General features: G+C 67.1%; 15 protein-coding genes and 1 riboswitch. Of the genes, 8 read left to right on the forward strand and 7 right to left on the reverse strand.

The window, feature by feature from the left end:
• Window positions 1-86 precede the first annotated feature (86 nt).
• Window positions 87-1,010 (forward strand): LysR family transcriptional regulator, encoded by a 924-nt coding sequence (locus tag XI09_RS41060; protein ID WP_271572003.1) that lies wholly within the window; start codon window positions 87-89, stop codon window positions 1,008-1,010.
• Here the strand turns inward: XI09_RS41060 and XI09_RS41065 are convergent.
• From XI09_RS41065 to cobU, 5 genes are all read right to left on the reverse strand, one after another.
• On the reverse strand, window positions 1,003-3,696 hold the full coding sequence (locus XI09_RS41065; protein ID WP_271572004.1) for a hybrid sensor histidine kinase/response regulator: 2,694 nt from the start codon (window positions 3,694-3,696) through the stop codon (window positions 1,003-1,005). The genes XI09_RS41060 and XI09_RS41065 overlap by 8 nt on opposite strands.
• Window positions 3,693-4,724, reverse strand: coding sequence for an ABC transporter substrate-binding protein (locus tag XI09_RS41070; RefSeq protein WP_271572005.1), 1,032 nt, complete (start codon window positions 4,722-4,724; stop codon window positions 3,693-3,695). Before XI09_RS41070 ends, XI09_RS41065 begins: the two co-directional genes overlap by 4 nt.
• 159 nt (window positions 4,725-4,883) lie before the next feature.
• A complete protein-coding gene (gene bluB / locus XI09_RS41075; RefSeq protein ID WP_271572006.1) occupies window positions 4,884-5,516 on the reverse strand; it encodes a 5,6-dimethylbenzimidazole synthase in 633 nt (210 codons plus the stop codon).
• Window positions 5,517-5,520: 4 nt separating this feature from the next.
• Window positions 5,521-6,303: an adenosylcobinamide-GDP ribazoletransferase gene (gene cobS / locus XI09_RS41080; protein ID WP_271572007.1), complete on the reverse strand. Its 783-nt coding sequence runs from the start codon at window positions 6,301-6,303 to the stop codon at window positions 5,521-5,523.
• A complete protein-coding gene (gene cobU, locus XI09_RS41085; protein WP_271572008.1) occupies window positions 6,300-6,803 on the reverse strand; it encodes a bifunctional adenosylcobinamide kinase/adenosylcobinamide-phosphate guanylyltransferase in 504 nt (167 codons plus the stop codon). The genes cobS and cobU overlap by 4 nt, the downstream gene beginning before the upstream one ends.
• A gap of 126 nt (window positions 6,804-6,929) precedes the next feature.
• Between cobU and cbiB the strand changes: the two genes are divergently transcribed.
• Both cbiB and cobD read left to right on the forward strand, forming a co-directional pair.
• Entirely contained in the window at window positions 6,930-7,871 is a 942-nt protein-coding gene (gene cbiB, locus XI09_RS41090; protein WP_271572009.1) for an adenosylcobinamide-phosphate synthase CbiB, read from the forward strand.
• Window positions 7,872-7,882: 11 nt separating this feature from the next.
• Window positions 7,883-8,848 carry a threonine-phosphate decarboxylase CobD gene (gene cobD / locus XI09_RS41095; protein ID WP_271572010.1) on the forward strand — a complete coding sequence of 322 codons (966 nt, stop codon included), beginning with the start codon at window positions 7,883-7,885 and terminating at the stop codon, window positions 8,846-8,848.
• Here cobD and XI09_RS41100 read toward each other — a convergent pair.
• Both XI09_RS41100 and cobO read right to left on the reverse strand, forming a co-directional pair.
• Window positions 8,837-10,285, reverse strand: coding sequence for a cobyric acid synthase (locus XI09_RS41100; RefSeq protein WP_271572011.1), 1,449 nt, complete (start codon window positions 10,283-10,285; stop codon window positions 8,837-8,839). The genes cobD and XI09_RS41100 overlap by 12 nt on opposite strands.
• An 11-nt stretch (window positions 10,286-10,296) precedes the next feature.
• A complete protein-coding gene (gene cobO, locus XI09_RS41105; protein ID WP_271572012.1) occupies window positions 10,297-10,932 on the reverse strand; it encodes a cob(I)yrinic acid a,c-diamide adenosyltransferase in 636 nt (211 codons plus the stop codon).
• Between the two features lie 40 nt (window positions 10,933-10,972).
• Window positions 10,973-11,192: riboswitch (cobalamin riboswitch) on the forward strand.
• A gap of 96 nt (window positions 11,193-11,288) precedes the next feature.
• Here cobO and XI09_RS41110 point away from each other — a divergent pair.
• From XI09_RS41110 to XI09_RS41130, 5 genes are read left to right on the forward strand one after another with little or no spacing between them, the layout of a single operon-like run.
• On the forward strand, window positions 11,289-11,663 hold the full coding sequence (locus XI09_RS41110; RefSeq protein ID WP_271572013.1) for a DUF1636 domain-containing protein: 375 nt from the start codon (window positions 11,289-11,291) through the stop codon (window positions 11,661-11,663).
• The gene (cobW, locus tag XI09_RS41115) at window positions 11,660-12,709 is read left to right on the forward strand and encodes a cobalamin biosynthesis protein CobW (RefSeq protein WP_271572014.1); all 1,050 of its coding nucleotides are present in this window, start codon (window positions 11,660-11,662) and stop codon (window positions 12,707-12,709) included. Before XI09_RS41110 ends, cobW begins: the two co-directional genes overlap by 4 nt.
• Window positions 12,709-15,957, forward strand: a complete 3,249-nt coding sequence (cobN, locus tag XI09_RS41120) for a cobaltochelatase subunit CobN (protein WP_271572015.1) — start codon at window positions 12,709-12,711, stop codon at window positions 15,955-15,957. Before cobW ends, cobN begins: the two co-directional genes overlap by 1 nt.
• Window positions 15,954-17,117 (forward strand): precorrin-3B synthase, encoded by a 1,164-nt coding sequence (gene cobG, locus XI09_RS41125; RefSeq protein ID WP_271572016.1) that lies wholly within the window; start codon window positions 15,954-15,956, stop codon window positions 17,115-17,117. The genes cobN and cobG overlap by 4 nt, the downstream gene beginning before the upstream one ends.
• Entirely contained in the window at window positions 17,117-17,746 is a 630-nt protein-coding gene (locus tag XI09_RS41130; RefSeq protein WP_271572017.1) for a precorrin-8X methylmutase, read from the forward strand. The genes cobG and XI09_RS41130 overlap by 1 nt, the downstream gene beginning before the upstream one ends.
• The last annotated feature ends 1 nt before the right edge of the window (window position 17,747 follow it).

The raw sequence follows: 17,747 nt of genomic DNA on the forward strand, positions 1-17,747 counted from the left end.
AATATCGTTCCGCTTTGGATTGGAGACAATCCATGCAAATATGACGTCTATGTCTACGATTTGGAAACAATCGCTGGAGCGGGTGCTTGGATAAGGTCGCCAGCCTCCGGGCCTTCGTGAAGGTGGTCGAGAGCGGCAGTTTTGCCGAGGCGGGCCGCCAGCTGCGGCTGTCGCGCTCGGCGATCAGCAAATACATCGCCGATCTCGAGGAGAGCCTTGGCGTCCAGCTTCTGAACCGGACCACGAGGCACGCCAGCCCGACCGAGAATGGCCAGCGCTATTTCGAACGCGCGGTCGTCATTCTCTCGGAGATCGAGGCTGCGGACCAGGCGGTGGCGCAGCTCCAGTCGGCACCGCGGGGACTGTTGCGCGTCAACGCACCGATGTCGTTCGGCACCATGCGGCTCGGGCCGGTGCTGGCCGATTTCATGGCGCGATATCCGGAGCTTCAGCTCCAGATCGTGCTCAGCGACGATCTGCTCGATCCCGTGCAGGACGGTTTTGACGTGACGCTGCGGATTGCGGAGCTGGAATCCTCCAGCCTGATCGCGCGCAAGATCATGCCGGTGGCGCGCATGATCTGCGCTTCGCCTGACTATCTGGCGCGTCATGGCACACCGAAGCATCCGCAGGACCTGCGCGAGCATGCATCGCTGACCTACGGCTTTCTGCTCACCGGCAATCAGTGGAAGCTCACCGGCGCGGACGGCGATCACTGGATCCAGCCGGCCTGGTCGCTCTGCGTCAATAACGCCGAAGTTCTGCGCGATGTTGCGATCAAGGGCAGGGGGCTGGCGCTGCTGCCCGAGTTCATCGCCGCAGATGCCTTGCGGAAGGGCGAGCTGCGAACGGTGCTGGACGACTATTCGGCGCCGCCGCTCGCGCTCTATGCGGTCTATCCGCCGACGCGGCATCTGTCGGTGAAGGTGCGGCTGTTCATCGACTTCCTGGTCGAGCGTTTTGGCCGCGAGGACGAGGCGGGCGTACGCAGCCGCGCCGCGGCTAGCTGACCGAACGCTGTTCGACGGGCTGAAGCAGATCGTCCAGCGCGCTCATCGAGGCCTGCTGAAGGGCCGCGAGCTCGCGGGCGGCACTGTGGCACTCGGGTGGGGACATCGTGGTTACCGCCAGCTCGACCTCGCGGCAGCGTTCGAACAGGCGGACCAGGCCGAGCGCGCTCGCCGCGCTGCCGAGTTGATGTGCGGATCGCGCAAGCTGCACATGATCGCCGATCGCCGCAGCCTTGGCGATGTCCTCGATCAGTTGTTCGCTCGTTTGCTGCAGAAGCTCGTGAAGTTTCGCGATTTGCGTGGCGCCGAGCAGCTCCCGCTGGTCGTCGAAAAAATGTCGGTCGATCAACGCGCCCGCGGCAAGTTGCGGTGCTGCCGGCTCGTCCTGCGGATCGTCCTCGATCGCCTCGCGCAGCGCATTGATCAGGATCGGCTTGCTGACGACCTTGGCGATCCCTGCGCCGGCGAGCCGCTCGCGGGCGCTGCCCGACACGTCGGCCGTCACGGCGATGATGCGCGGCATCCTCGGCAGACCGAGCTTGCCGATCTGCGACGCCGCCTCCACGCCGTCCATGTCGGGCATGTGCAGATCCATCAGGATGACGTCGAAGGTCTGATCGCGGGCGAGCTCTATGGCGGACGCGCCGTTCCTGGCGACCATGGGGCGATGCCCGAGCCGGTTCAGGATCGCTTCGCCGACCTCGCAATTGACGGGGTCGTCGTCGACCAGCAGCACGCTGAGCTGCCGCGACGGCGGCAGGACCGTACCTTGTGCGATACCGCTCGCGGCGCGGCCAAGCGGCACCTGTAGCGTGAACGTGCTGCCCGCGCCCGGCGTGCTCTCCACCGTCAGCTCGCCGCGCATCAGGCGCGTCAGCCGCCGCGCGATCGCAAGGCCGAGGCCAGTGCCGCCGAACCGCCGCGCGATGCTGTCGTCCGCCTGGACGAAGTCCTCGAAGATCCGCTCATGCATGTCGGGCGGGATGCCGATCCCGGTATCGCGAATCGTGATGCGCAGCAGGACGTGATCGCCGTTCTGCTCGGCGACCGCCTTCAGGCCGATCCCGCCGCGCGGGGTGAACTTGATGGCATTGCCGATCAAATTGAGCAGGATGCGATTGAGCCTGACAGGATCGCCGTGCACGGAGGTGTTGACCGTCGCATCGCTGGCAAGATCGAACGTCAGTCCCTTGCCGAAGGCCTGCGGGCGCATCAGATCAGCGGCGGCCTCGACGAGCTGGTCGAGACGGAAGTCGCGTGTCTCCAGCGTTTCGGCGCTGGCTTCCAGGCGGGCATATTCCAGGATCGCATCGACCAGCGCGATCAGCGTTTCGCTCGATGCGGCGGCGGTGGCGAGGTGGCGGCGCTGCGCTTCGTCGAGGTTGCCGTCGTCCAGCAGTTGCAGCACGCCCATGACGCCGTTCAGCGGCGTGCGCAGCTCGTGGCTGACGACGGCGAGGAAGCGCGACTTGGTCTCGTTGGCCTGGACGGCAATGCTGCGCGCACGCTCGGCCGCGTCATGCTCGGCGAGGGCGTGGTCGCGCGCCTTCTCGAGCTCGGAGGTTCGCTCGATGACCTTGCGCTCGAGCGTCGCGTAGGATTCGCGCAAATGCGCGGCCATCCGGTTGAACTGGTCGCCGAGCGCTTCCAGCTCGTCGCCGGTCTTGATCGCGAGCCGCAGGCCGAGATCGCCGCTGCCGATCCGGCGCGCGCCCTGCGTCAGGATCTGGATCGGCACGGTCATGCGCCGGCTGAGAAAGAGCGAGACCAGCACCGCGCAGGCGAACAGAACGACGAGGAGAAACGTCGAGCGGCCGATCGACGCGTAGATCGGCGCATAGGCTTCGGTGAGCGGAAGCTCGACGAACACCACCCAGCCGAGCGAGGGCACCGTCGCATAGGTCGACAGCACGCGTTGACCGGACAGATCTTCCTTGACCAGGCCGCCTGACGGTGGCCCGACGCCATCGAGCGCGGCGCGAACGTCGGCATGTCCCGAAAGATCGCTGCGGCGTAGCGCCGGCCACAGATCGGGATGTGCGATCAACAGGCCCATGCGGTCGACCACATAGGCCTTGCCGGTATTGCCGACCCTGATCCCCGCGACGAGGTCCCAGATGAAGCGCAGATTGACCTCGGCGACGATCACATTGGGACCGCGGCCGGCGCCGCGCGCGGCGATCGTCATGAACGGCTCGGTGTCGCCGAAGAAGTACACCGGCCCGTAATAGGTCCGGCTTTCGTTGGCGCCGCGGAAGGCGGACGAAGCGGAGAGGTCGATCTTGCTGCCGATCCTGTCCGCGACGCGGCGCGACACGCGCACCTGCTCGCGGCCTTGCGCGTCGAGCTCAGCGATTTCCGCGATCGCGGGCGAGAGGCGCAGGAGGCGGATCGCGTTCAGGCGCTCGTCCTCGTTCGTCGACAGTTCCGGGGGCAGGCGGGAGAGCCATCTGATCTGGTTTTCGATCTGGCTGATGAACTGGCCGATCTGAATGGCCGCGGACGCTGCCTGCTCGCGCTGGGTTGCCGCGAGGAGCTGCTTCTGCTCGCGATAGGAGAACCAGACGTCGAAGCCGGTGTTGATCGCGAGCGCGGCAAAGGCGAGGACGACGATCGAGTAGAGATATTTGCGGAACAGCCGGCCGGGAGGCGTCCGCAAATGTCCCTGGTCGATCGTCTCGTTCACTCGCGGATCTCGTCGGCGCGTGCGAGCAGCGTGAATGGTATGGTCAAGCCGAGCGTGCGGGCAACCGTGCGGTTGATCAGCAACTCGTATTTCCGCGGCGATTGCACCGGCAGATCGCCGGCCTTGGTGCCGCGCAGGATGAGATCGACATAGTCGGCCGAACGGACCTCCAGCGTCGGCCCGTAGCTCATCAGCCCGCCTGCATCCATGAAATAGTGGAAGGGATAGATCGTCGGCACGCGATACTTGGCGGCTGCCGCGACGATCGCCTGCCGGTTGACCACCAGAAAGCTGTCGACGAGGGCGATCATCGCCGCCTTGGGCGGTTCGGAGAAGCGCCTGACGGCTTCGTCGATCTCCGTTGGCGCGCCGATGGGGGCAGGGGCAACGGACACTCCGGATGTCGCAGCTTCTTGCTCGATCGAATCGAGAAAGAAGCGCCCCGCACGAGGCGCGGTCGCCGGGTTGAACAGGACACCGACGCGGGCAATATCCGGCACGGCCTCCCGGACGAGCTGAAGCCATTTGCCGCCCATCTCGGCGGTGCTGCTGGTGAAGCCGGTGACGTTGCCGCCGGGGTGCGCAAGGCTCTCGACGAAGCCGTTGCCAACAGGATCGTTGGCGGTCGCGAAGACGATCGGAATGGTCTTGGTGGCTGCAAGGACCGCTGCGGTTTCGATCGTCGACCCCGTCAGGATCACATCCGGCTTGAGCTCCAGCAGCTCCTGAACCGCCGTCTTCAGTCTGTCCGGTGGGCCGAAGCTCGAACGGAGTTCGAGGCGGAAGTTGACGCCTTCGACCCAGCCTCGCTGCCTGAGCCCGACGATGAGACCACCCAGGCGCGAGGTCGGGCTGTCGATCATGCTCCTTCTGGTCAGTTCGTCGTCGAGCGGCAATCCCGTCAGGGATGCGACGATCCGCATGCGATCAGGTGTTGCGCCGAGCGCGACCCATCCCGCAGCGGTTGCGCTCGCAAGGCGAATGAACCCGCGGCGATCGACCGCGAACGCGGAAGGCCGTTCGGTCATGAAATTCTTTGCATGATGCTTGCCCCAAGGCGGATGCTTAGCGCGAACGGCGGGCATCCACAATTGATGAAAAAATGCGCTTGTGAATGTTCATTCGCAGCGTTTGGCAACCCGATACCGTATTCCTACGCCGCTGAGGAGTCGCCGTTTCGAAGGTGTTTAGCGCCGCAGCGTGAACGCGTCCGCGCCGCGCCGATGCTCCCACTTCGCCTGCTCCAGCTCGGGTTGGTCGCATTCGGTCTCGGGATAGCCGATGCAGAGATAGGCGATGAATTTCCAGGTATCAGGCACGTCGAGAATGGTGTGGATGCGATCGGGATGCAGGATCGACACCCAGCCGAGGCCAATGCCTTCCGCACGCGCGGCGAGCCACATCGCGGTGATCGCCGCGACGACTGAATACTCGGTCGTCTCCGGCATGGTCGCGCGGCCGAGGCCGTGCCCGATATCGCTGGCCTTGTCCGCGAACACGGCCAGGTGGCCGGGGGCCTGTTCGAGGCCCGACAGCTTTAGCGTGGCATAGCGCGCGGCGCGTTCACCGGCATACGCATTCAGCGCGTCGCCGTTGCAGGTCCTGAAATCGTCGATCACGGCGCGGCGCCGTGCGGCGTCATCGACGGTGACGAAGCGCCAGGGTTGGCTGAGGCCGACCGAGGGCGAGAGGCAGGCGGTTTCGATCAGGCGTTCCACTGCGCCGTCCGGCAGCGGATCGGTGCGAAAGCGGCGCACGTCACGGCGCCACACGAACAGCTCGCGCAGATGTTGGCGGAAGGTGTCGTCGAACTCGACCATGGGGTCAGTGTCCCATCTGGAAGGCCGCCGCAACGAGCAGGATCACGATCTCGCCGATCTGCTCGAAGGCGCCGAGGATGTCGCCGGTCTGCCCGCCGATCTGGCGGATGGCAAGCCGTGCCAGGATCAGCCCGGCGAGTGACAGCAGGATCAGGCCGACGAGGGCCTTGCCCGGTCCAAGTGCGAGGGTGAGCGCGAGAGTTCCAACGGCAAAGGCGATGGCGACGCTGCGGCCCGGCGGCGCTCCGGCGCTTGCCGACAGACCGTCAGGCCGCGCCGGCGGTACCAGCGACATGAAGGCCGGCACGCCCGCGCGGGCAGCGCAATGCGCAGCGCACAGCGCCAGCGTCACCAGCCACGGATTGGCGATCGCAGCGAGCGTGCTCCAGCGCAGGCCGAACGACAGGATCAGCGCGCAGACGCCATAGGTCCCGATCCGGCTGTCGCGCATGATCTCCAGCTTGCGCTCGCGCGTCCGGCCGCCGCCGAGCCCGTCGGCAGTATCGGCAAGGCCGTCCTCGTGCAGCGCGCCGGTGATGAGGGCGGTCGTGGCCAGTGCGAGCAGGGCGGCCAGGTTCGGCGTCAGTCCGAGCCGGCTGGAGATCTTGTAGACCAAAGCGCCTGCAAGACCGACCAGCAGGCCGGCGACCGGCAGCGCCCAGGTCGCGCGCGCGATGGCGCCGTCGGCCGCAGGCTTTGACGACCCGACCGGCAGGAGCGTGACGAACGACGCCGCGATCCTGAGATCGGCGATGACATCCCGGATCGTCTCGGCGCCCGGCATCATTTCAGCTTCATCGGCAGCCCGGCGACCACGAACTCGACCTCGTCGGCAACGCCGGCGAACGTCTGGTTCATGATTCCGGCAGCGTCGCGATAGGCGCGCGCCAGCGCGTTGTCGGGCACGATACCGAGGCCAACCTCATTGGTGACCATGATGACCGGACTCCGCAAGCGAGGGAGAACGTCGGCGAGGTGCGTCACCTCGCGCGACCAGTCGCGCTCGGAATGCAGCAGGTTGGACAGCCAGAGCGTCAGGCAGTCGACCAGTCTCGCGCCGCCGCCCTCGGTTTCGACCAGGGCCTGCACCAGGTCGAGCGGCACCTCGCGCTCGATCCAGTCGGCTCCGCGTCGCGCGCGATGCTTTGCGATGCGATCCTCCATTTCGGCGTCGAGCGCCTCGGCCGTGGCAATATAGACGGGCCGCCCGGGAAAGGCCTGCGCGCGCGTCTCCGCACGCCGGCTCTTGCCCGATCGCGCTCCGCCCGTGATCAAGATGACGGCCATAAAAGTCTCCTGTCGGCCAGCACTAATCACCAAACGGGGCCAAAGACAAAGCCGAAATCAGGCGGCAGGGGCTTGCGCTCGGCCGGAGCTTTGCGCAACAGGGGCGGAGCGAGACGGGAGATTTGTGTGGGCTTTGCGGGTGCGATGGCGGTGGCGATGGCGGTGGATGCCCTGTTGGGCTGGCCGGCCCCGCTGTTCGCGCGGATCGGCCATCCCGTGACCTGGCTCGGCCGGCTGATTACGATGGTCGACACCGCCTGGAATCGGCCGTCAGATCCGCCGGCGTTCCGCCGCGCCGCGGGCGTTGCCGGCGCGCTCGTGGTGATTGCAGTCTCTGCCGCTCTCGGCTGGGTCCTTCAGTCCGTGCTCGCGCTGGGCTGGATCCAATTCGTGCTGGTGGGCATCCTGGCGTGGCCGCTGGTCGCGCTACGCTCGCTCGATGATCATGTGGCCGCCGTCGCAAGCCCCTTGCTGGCCGGCGACATCGCCGGCGCACGCGAGGCAGTCTCGCGCATCGTCGGCCGCGATCCCGCGGCGCTCGATGAAGCCGGCATCGCGCGCGCGGCGATCGAGAGCCTCGCCGAAAATGCCTCCGACGGCATCGTGGCGCCCGTGTTCTGGGGCGCGCTGTTCGGTTTGCCCGGCATCTTCGCCTACAAGGCCATCAATACGCTGGACTCCATGATCGGCCATCGCAGCGAGCGACACGAAGCCTTTGGCTGGGCGGCGGCGCGGATCGACGATGTCGCCAACTTCATTCCGGCGCGCCTGACCGGATTCCTCTTTGTGCTGCTGGCACCAAAGCGATCCGAGGCATTGTCGTGCATGACGCGCGATGCGCGCCGGCATCGCTCGCCCAATGCCGGCTGGCCGGAAGCGGCGATGGCCGGCGCGCTCGGCGTGCGGCTCAGCGGTCCCCGGATCTACCACGGCAGCATCACCAACGAGCCCTGGCTCAACGAAGGCGCGCGCGATCCGCTCGCCGCCGATATCACGCAAGGGGTGACCGTCTACCGCCGCACCATGCTGCTGCTCGCAGGCCTCCTTGCGATCCTCAGCTTCGCGTGAAAGAACAGGGCATGCGCGAGCACGGTGGAAATCTCGATCTGGCCCAGCAGCGTTTTGGCGGGCGCGCCGAGGACTGGATCGATCTGTCGACGGGGATCAACCGGCTGGCTTATCCGGCGGGCGAGGTGAGCATGCGCGCGTGGAGCGCGCTGCCGTCGCGTGCCGAGATCGACGCCTTGCATCAGGCGGCGCAGCACGCCTACCGCACCAGCGCGGCGCTCGTTGCGATGGGCGGCGCGCAAGCCGCTATTCAATTGCTGCCGCAATTTGGGCCGCGCGGCGGCGCCCGCATCCTTGCGCCGACCTACAACGAATATTCCGGGGTCCTGTCGGCTGCGCGCTGGGGCGTCCAGGAGGTCGCGGATCTTGACGCGCTGGCGGGCGCGGACCTCGCCGTCGTCGTCAATCCCAACAACCCCGATGGCCGGCGCCATACGCCGAAGGACTTGCTGGCACTGCTGCCGCGCGTCGGCCGTCTCGTCATCGACGAGAGCTTTGTCGATGCCGTTCCGCAGCTCTCGCTCGCGCCGGAAGCGGATCGGCCGGGGCTGCTGATCCTGCGGTCCTTCGGGAAGTTTTATGGTCTGGCCGGCCTGCGGCTCGGGTTTGCGATCGGTAGCGCGGCCGACATCGCAGGGATCGCCGCGATGTCGGGGCCATGGCCGGTCTCGGGGGCGGCGATCGCGATCGGATGCCGCGCATTGCGCGACGATGCCTGGGCGGAGGCCACCTCAGCGCGGCTTGCGCGCGACTGTGCCCGTCTCGACGACATGGCGCAAGCAAAAGGCTGGACGCTCGTCGGCGGTACGCCGCTGTTTCGTCTTTACGAAACGCCTGATGCGCTGGCCGCGCAGGAGACGCTGGCGCGTGGCCAGATCTGGTCGCGCGTCTTCGCGCAGAAACCGACATGGCTGCGGCTCGGACTTCCCGGCAGCGAAGCCGAATGGACGCGCCTTGCCGAGGTCCTAGCGCGCTAGCGAAAGCAGGCCTTCGACGTCGAGATGCTTTTCGATGTGGTCGGCGAGCGCATCAAGCGCGCTCTCGACCCTGGCATGATAAGGCTCGTCGCCTGCGGGAATGTCGAGCTTGGCCAAGTACGCCTTGCGGAAATCGTCCGACGTGAACAGGCCGTGCAGGTAGCTGCCCTGCACACGGCTATCGCTGGAGATCGCGCCTTCCGGCGTGCCGTTCAATGTCGCAAACGGCCGCGCGCGATCCGGCCCGTCGGTGCGGCCGATGTGGATCTCGTAGGCCTCGATCGGCTGGTCCGTGGCGGCGTGCACGGCCGCAACACGCGTCAGCGTCTTCTGCGGACTCATTACCGTTTCGACATCCAGGAGTCCGAGGCCGGGCGTGTCGCCGGCAGGGCCTTCGATGCCATCAGGATCGGCGACACTGCGTCCGAGCATCTGATAGCCGCCGCAGAGGCCGAGGATGTGGCCGCCACGGCGATAATGCGCCAGGAGATCAATGTCCCAGCCCTGCGCCCGCAGGAAGGCGAGATCGCCGCGGGTCGATTTGGAGCCGGGGACGATGACGAGACGCACATCGCCGGGGATCGCCTCACCCGGACGCACCATCACGAGATCGACGCCCGCCTCGAGCTTGAGCGGATCGAGATCGTCGAAATTGGCAATCCGTGACAGCGCGAGGCAGGCGATCTTGCATTGGCCCGGCTTTCGCGCGTCGCTGAGGCCCAGCGCGTCCTCGGCCGGTAGCTCGCCGGCGCGCGCAAACCAGGGTAGCACGCCAAAGCCGCGCCAGGACGTCTTCTGCTCGATCAGCTTGTAGCCGTCGTCGAACAGCGTGGGATCGCCGCGGAACTTGTTGATGACAAAACCCTGGATCATCGCGGCATCGTCAGGGGCGATCACCGTTTTGATGCCGACGAGCTGCGCGATGACGCCGCCGCGGTCGATATCGCCGACCAGCACAACCGGCACATCAGCCTTTCGGGCAAAGCCCATATTGGCGATGTCGGCCTTGCGCAGGTTCACCTCGGCGGGACTGCCGGCGCCTTCGACCAGCACGAGATCGGCCCGCGCCTTCAGCCGCTCGAAGCTCTCCAGCACGGAGCCCATCAGCTGTGGCTTCATCGCCGCATAGTCACGCGCACGCGCAGTTGCGATGCGCTTGCCATGCACGATCACCTGCGCACCGACGTCGGTCTCCGGCTTCAGCAGTACCGGATTCATGTCGGTGTGTGGCTCGACGCCGGCGGCGAGGGCTTGCAGTGCTTGTGCGCGGCCGATCTCGCCGCCATCGACGGTCACGGCCGCATTGTTCGACATGTTCTGCGGCTTGAAGGGAAGCACGCGCAGGCCGCGCCGCGTGAAGGCGCGCGCGAGACCGGCGACGATGAGCGACTTGCCCACGTCCGAGCCGGCCCCCTGGATCATCAATGCGCGCGCCATCGCGTGTGTCTTCAGAACTCGACGCCGGCCTGCGCCTTGATGCCGGAGCGGAACGGATGTTTCACCAGCGTCATCTCGGTGACGAGGTCGGCGATCTCGATCAGTTCGTCCTTGGCATTGCGCCCGGTGAGCACGACATGCGTCATCTCAGGCTTTTTTGTCGACAGGAATTCGACGACCTCAGCAATATCGAGATAGTCGTAGCGCAACGCGATGTTGATCTCGTCCAGCACGACCATGCGCAGGCTGGGATCGAGGATCAGCTCCTTCGCCTTCTCCCAGCCGGTGCGTGCGGCGGCGATGTCGCGGGCGCGGTCCTGCGTCTCCCAGGTGAAGCCTTCGCCCATCGCATGGAACTGGCAGAGATCGCCGAAATGGCCGGTGAGCAGGCGGCGCTCGCCGGTGTCCCAGGCGCCCTTGATGAACTGCACGACGGCGCAGGGGAAGCCATGGGCGACGCAGCGCACGATCATGCCGAAGGCCGAGGACGACTTTCCCTTGCCGGCGCCGGTATGGACGATGATGAGGCCCTTTTCGCCGCTCTTGGTCGCCATGATCTTGTCGCGGGCGGCCTTCTTCTTCGCCATTTTCGCGGCGTGGCGGGCGTCGGTTTCCTCGCCCGTTTGGGTATCCGGTTCAGGCGTCATCGTACCTGGTCCTTCGGCTTGACAAGAGGCGGCCGGGGGCAAATGGTGGCCCGGCGTTGGTTCCTGTCCTATGACAGGCGAAGAGGGAATGCGATAGGGTCCGAATCGGCAAGATTTGGGTCCAAAATGCAGCCGCCCCCGCGACCGTGACCGGAGAGATGCCCGAAGCCACTGACCCCTCACGGGATCGGGAAGGCGGGGATCGAAGGGCAAAACCCTGCTCCGCAAGCCGGGAGACCTGCCAGCGCGGACGATTTTTGGACCGGCGGACGGGGTGTTCCGCGACGGGGAAACGGACCCTCGCAAGACCGGTTCGTGGGCCTCTTCGCCTCCCGCTGTTTATTCTGGAAGAGGCGATGACCGTCACACTTCACGTCTGCATTACCTGCCGCGCCGGCGAGACGCTTGGCGAGGGCGAAGTCACGCCGGGCAAGCGCCTTCACGGTGCGATCGTCGACGCCGGCGTGCCCGATGGTGTCAATGTCGTTCCCGTCGAATGCCTGTCGGCATGCAGCCAGGGCTGCTCGGTCGCGCTGAGCGCGCCCGGCCGCTGGTCCTATGTCTATGGCCGCCTGTCGGATGCCAACGCGCGCGACGTGATCGCGGGCGCCGCGGCCTATTCGGCCGCGCCCGACGGTCTCGTGCCCTGGCGCAGCCGTCCCGAGATCTTCCGCAAGCAGTCGCTTGCCCGCATTCCCCCCATTGCCGTCGTGCCGGAGGCCGCCGAATGAATTCGCTCGCAAAAGTCCCGGTCACGGTGGTGACCGGCTTTCTCGGCTCCGGCAAGACGACGCTGATCCAGCATCTGCTCGCCAACCCCAACGGCAAGAAGCTCGCGGTGCTCGTTAACGAGTTCGGCAGCGAGGGTGTCGACGGCCAGATCCTGAAGTCCTGCGCCGATGCCAATTGCCCGGAGGAAAACATCGTCGAGCTCGCCAATGGCTGCATCTGCTGCACCGTTGCCGACGATTTCATCCCGACCATGGAACTGTTGCTGGCGCGGCCCGTCAGACCCGATCATATCCTGATCGAGACCTCGGGCCTCGCGCTGCCCAAGCCTTTGCTCAAGGCGTTCGACTGGCCGGAGATCCGCTCGCGCATCACGGTGGACGGCGTGATTGCGTTGGCCGATGCCGAGGCCGTCGCCGCCGGTCGCTTTGCGCCGGATCCGGCCGCAGTGGAAGCGCAGCGTGCGGCGGACGAAAATATCGATCACGAGACGCCGCTGTCGGAAGTGTTCGAGGACCAGATCGCCTGCGCCGACATCGTGCTGCTGACCAAGGCCGATCTTGCCGGCCCGGCGGGACTCGAAGCGGCCAAGGCTGCCATCACCGCAGAGATGCCGCGCCGCGTGCCGATGCTTCCCGTTACCGATGGCGCGATCGATGCGCGCGTCATCCTCGGTCTCGGTGCCGCCGCCGAGAATGATCTCGCCGCCCGCCCGTCGCATCACGACGGCGAAGAGGAGCATGAGCACGACGACTTTGCCTCCGTCGTGATCGACCTTCCGGAGGTGGCGGATATCGATGTGCTGGTCGCCTCGGTTCAGCGTCTGGCGCGCGAGCAGAACGTGCTTCGTGCCAAGGGTTACATCGCGGTCGCGGGCAAGCCGATGCGCCTGCTGCTCCAGGCCGTCGGCGAGCGCGTGCGTCACCAGTTCGACAAGCCCTGGGGCGCGATCGCGCGGCAGTCAAAGCTCGTTGTGATCGGCGAGCACGGCGATATCGACGAGGCCGCGATAAGAGCGGGACTTGGTCTTTCAGGATCTGGCATCTGATGCACGTCGTCTTCCGCGAGAGCCGCGGTCTGGAAGAGACCGCGACGCCAAGGGACATCGGCCAGGACCCGGCCGATCTCGTGGTGCTCTCGTACTCGGATTCCGATCTCGCCGCGTTCGCGGCCGGCTGGCGCCGAGGCCGCGACAGCCTGCCGTCGCTGCGGCTCGCCAATCTCGCGGAGCTGCGTCATCCGTTGTCGGTCGACACCTATATCGAGCGCACGCTGGCCCAGGCACGCGGCATTCTGGTCCGCCTGATCGGCGGTGAGTCCTATTGGCCCTACGGCCTCGCGGCTCTCCAGCAACTCGCGAAGGCGCGCGGTATCGTGCTCGCGGTGCTGCCGGCCGATGGCCGCGACGACACACGGCTCGATGCATACTCAACCCTGCCGGTCTCGACGCTGCGCCGGTTGAAGGTGCTCTGCGACACCGGTGGTCCGGTCGCGGCGCAAGCGGCGATCGCGCAGCTTGCGCTGGCTTCGGGACTCTATGCCGGTCCGGTCGTCGGCGAGATGACCGTGCCCGAGATGGGCTTCTACGATCCCGCCCGCGGCGTCATCGCGGCGATGCGGGACGGCGAGGGGAAACCGCGCGCGCTGGTGACGTTCTATCGCTCGTACCTCACCGCCGCGGACACCGGCCCGGTCGACGCGCTGATTGCCGCGCTGCGCGAGAAGGGGTTTGACGCGTATGGCGTATTCGTCATCTCTTTGAAGGCAGCGGGCGTTGCGGACTGGCTGGGGGCGCATCTTGCGCAAGATCCTCCGGCCGCGATCGTCAATGCGACCGCGTTCTCCGCGGTCGGCGACGACGGCACGACACCGTTCGATGCGGCATCGTGTCCCGTGTTCCAGGTCGCGCTCTCCACGGCGCGTCGCGAAGATTGGGCGGAGTCGCTGCGCGGCCTGTCGCCCGGCGATCTTGCGATGCATGTGGTGCTGCCCGAGGTCGACGGTCGCCTGTTCGCGGGCGTGGTGAGTTTTAAGTCGGCTGCGGAACGTGATCCTGATTTGCAGTTTTCGCACCTTGCGCATCGAGCTGACGAGCAATGCGTGAAGGCCGTTGCCGCACGTGTCGCGGCTTGGCGGAAGCTTGCGGTGAAGCCGGCCGGCGAGAAGCGGCTGGCGATCGTGCTCTCGAACTATCCGGGCCGCCCGCACCAGATCGCGCACGCGGTGGGTCTCGACGCGTTGGCCTCGGTCGAAGCCTTGGTGTCAGATCTCGCGGAGACTGGCTTCTGTGTCGCACCGGTTCATGCGCTCGGCGAGACGCTGCTGAGACAGCAACTCACCTGGGGCCTCGCCAATTATCGCGCGGCGCTCTCGCGCCTTCCGCAACCCTTGCAGGATGATCTCGCGCAGGCCTGGGGCGCGCCTGAGAGCGATCCGGGCTGCCGCGACGGCGCATTCCACTTCGCCGCGATCCAGTGCGGCAAGTCGATCATCGCGGTTCAGCCGGAACGCGGCGATGCAACCACGCGCGACGCCGACTATCACGATCTCGCCCGCACGCCACGCCACGCCTATGTCGCGTTCTATCTCTGGCTCCGCGAGCAGGCCGTTGATGCTGTCGTGCACATGGGCGCGCATGGCACGCTTGAATGGCTGCCCGGAAAATCCGTGGCGCTGTCATCGAGCTGCTGGCCGGAAGCCCTGATCGGCGATCTGCCTGTCATCTATCCCTTCATCGTCAACGACCCCGGCGAGGCCGCGCAGGCCAAGCGGCGCATCGGCGCCGTCACCATCGGCCATCTGCCGCCGCCGCTGGCAAGCTCGGCCGTGCCGGAAGGCTTGCGCCGGCTTGAACAGCTCCTCGACGAATATTCGACGGCCGATGGTCTCGATCCCGCCCGCCGCCAGCGTCTGATCGCCGCGATCCGGGAGGAGGCGCGCGTGGCCGGACTGGAGGACGATCTCGGCCTCGATGCATCGGCAGCACCAGCCGAGGCGATCCCGCGGATCGATCGCTTTGTCTGCGATCTCAAGGAAAGCCAGTTCGGCGACGGCCTGCACGTGTTCGGCCGCGGCGCCTGCGGCGAAGCGGAACGGAACGCGCTGCGTGCCGCACTTGCGGGGAAGCGCATTGCACCGGGGCCGTCAGGGTCACCCTATCGCGGGCGCCAGGACGTGCTGCCGACGGGACGCAATCTCTTTGCCGTCGATCCGCGCGCCGTGCCGACGCCGTCGGCGCATGCGCAAGGCATCAAGCTCGCGGAAGAGCTGCTTCGCCGCCACTTGCAGGATCACGGCGACTGGCCGAAGGGCCTCGTGGTCGATCTCTGGGGCTCGGCGACGATGCGGACCGCCGGCGAAGAGTTCGCGATGGCGCTGCATCTGGCGGGGCTTGCACCGCGCTGGGATCACGCCTCCGGCCGTGTGACCGGCTATGACATCATCGCGCCGGCCGAGCTCGGGCGCCCTCGCATCGACGTCACGCTGCGGGTGTCGGGCCTGTTCCGCGATGTCTTCTCCGGCCTTGCGCAATTGTTCGAAGCTGCGGCCGAGGCGCTCGCCGCGCGCGAGGAGGAGGGCGACGAGAATCCGTATCGCCACCGTGCGTCCCGCGTGTTCGCGCCGCGCCCCGGGCAATACGGCGTCGGCCTCTCGGCGATCCCTGATGCCTTCACGCCCGAGACGCGCGATGCGGCCGGCGAAGCCTGGCTGTCGGCATCGTCGTGGGCGTTCTCGGCAGACGGCGCGATCAAGCCCGATCGCGCCGGCATCGAAAAGCGGCTCGCCTCGGCCGATGCTTTCGTTCATGTCCAGGACTTGCCGGAGACCGATCTTCTGCTCGCAGCCGACTATGCCGCGCATGAAGCCGGCGTTGCGGCGGCAGCCGCGCATCTCGGCGCGAATGCGCCGTCGCTCTATCATCTCGACGCGACGCGTCCCGACCAGCCGCATGCGCGCACGCTGACCGAGGAAATCTCACGCGTGGTCCGCGCGCGTGCGGCCAATCCGGCCTGGATCGCCGGTATGATGCGCCACGGTTTTCGCGGCGCGGCAGAGATCACCGCCACACTCGAGCACATGGCCGCCTTCGCCCATCTGGCGGACGCCGTACCGCCGCATCTGTTCGATCTCTATTACGATGCGACGCTCGGCAACGACGACGTCCGCGCCTTCATGACCCGCGAAAATCCTGCGGCGCTCGCCGCGATGGAGACGTGCTTCACCCGTCTGCACGAGGCTTCACTCTGGCGAACGCGTCGCAATTCGATCGCGGCGGCGTTGCGGGAGGCGTCATGAGTGCGGCCAGGGTCAAGGGCTGGTGCCCCGGCGCGCTGCGGCCGATGCAATCGGGCGACGGGCTCGTGGTCCGCGTGCGCCCGTTCGGCGGCCGGCTCGATGCGGCGCAGATCTCCGGACTGGCGCGTCTGGCCGAACGCCATGGCAACGGCCTGATCGATGTCACCAGCCGCGCCAATCTCCAGATCAGAGGCGTCAGCGAAAGCAGCCACCGGCTGCTGCTCGACGGTCTTTCGCAACTGGCACTGCTCGATCCCGACGCCGACACCGAATCCCGGCGCAACATTCTGGTGACGCCGTTCTGGCGCGCGGGTGACGAGACCCAGGCGCTCGCCGCCGAGCTCGAGGAGGCGCTCGAGAACAGCGCGCTCGCGCTTCCGACGAAGTTCGGCTTTGCCATCGATGACGGCACTTCGCGCGTGCTTGCCGGCGATTCCGCGGATGTGCGGATCGAGCGGGACCGCGCCGGCGGACTGCTGGTGCGGGCCAATGGCGCCAGCCTCGGCCGTTCCGTTGGACGCGGCGAGGCTGTGACCGCCGCGCTCGCGCTCGCAAATTGGTTCGTGACATCAGGCGGTGCCACGGGCGGGCGAGGGCGGATGGCGACACATCTTGCTGCTGGCGCGGCCCTGCCTGACGCGTTGCGCGGCGAGGCCGAGCCGGTGCCGATCATGGCTGCGGCGCGTCCCGGCCTTTATCCGCAGGGCGCGATGGTCGGTGTCGCCTTTGGGCAAATGCAGCATGCGACGCTCAACCGGTTCGCCGGCTGCGGACATGCGCTGCGCATGACGCCGTGGCGGATGGTTCTGAGCGAAGGCAAGCGGACGATGCCGTCCACGGCCGGTCTCATCACCGAGGCCTACGACCCGGCGCTACGGGTCATCGCCTGTAGCGGCGCGCCGCGCTGCCGCGAGGCGCATGCCGATACCCGCGCGCTGGCGGCAGCGCTCGCCCCGAACATCGGCGCCGCCGCACGGCTTCACGTCTCCGGCTGCGCCAAGGGCTGCGCTCATTCCGGTGCGGCCGCGATTACGCTGGTCGCGACCGGCGCCGGCTTCGATCTCGTGCGCGGCGGGTCGACGCGCGACGAGCCCATCCTGCGCGGCCTGAACCGCGACGACATCGTCGGCAATCCCTCCATCCTGATGGGAGGGCACTGATGCCGCATATCTACGAGACCGACGGTGCGGCGATCTACCGGCAATCCTTTGCGACCATCCGGGCCGAGGCCGATCTTGCGCGTTTCACGCCCGATGAGGAACAGGTCGTCGTGCGGATGATCCATGCCGCCGGCATGGTGGGCCTGGAAGCGCATGTCCGCTTCACATCAGGCATGGCGACCGCCGCGCGTGCGGCGTTGCAGAAGGGAGCGCCGATCCTGTGCGATGCGCGCATGGTCTCCGAGGGAATTACGCGCGCGCGACTTCCCGCGGCCAATGCCGTCATCTGCACGCTAGGCGATGCTGCGGTCCCGGCACTGGCGCAATCCATGCGCAACACGCGTTCGGCCGCGGCGCTTGAGCTGTGGCGGCCGCATCTGGGTGGCGCGATCGTCGCGATCGGCAACGCGCCGACCGCGCTGTTTCATCTCCTCAACATGCTGGAGGACCGCGACTGCCCGCGGCCGGCGGCGATCATCGGCTGCCCCGTCGGCTTCGTCGGCGCGGCCGAATCCAAGGCTGCGCTGATGGCCGATCCGCCGGTGCCGGCGCTGACGGTCGAGGGCCGTCTCGGCGGCTCCGCGATCACCGTTGCCGCCGTGAATGCGCTGGCGAGCCGGAGCGAATAGA

The organism is Bradyrhizobium sp. CCBAU 11386, assembly GCF_028128955.1.
Classification (GTDB): Bacteria; Pseudomonadota; Alphaproteobacteria; order Rhizobiales; family Xanthobacteraceae; genus Bradyrhizobium.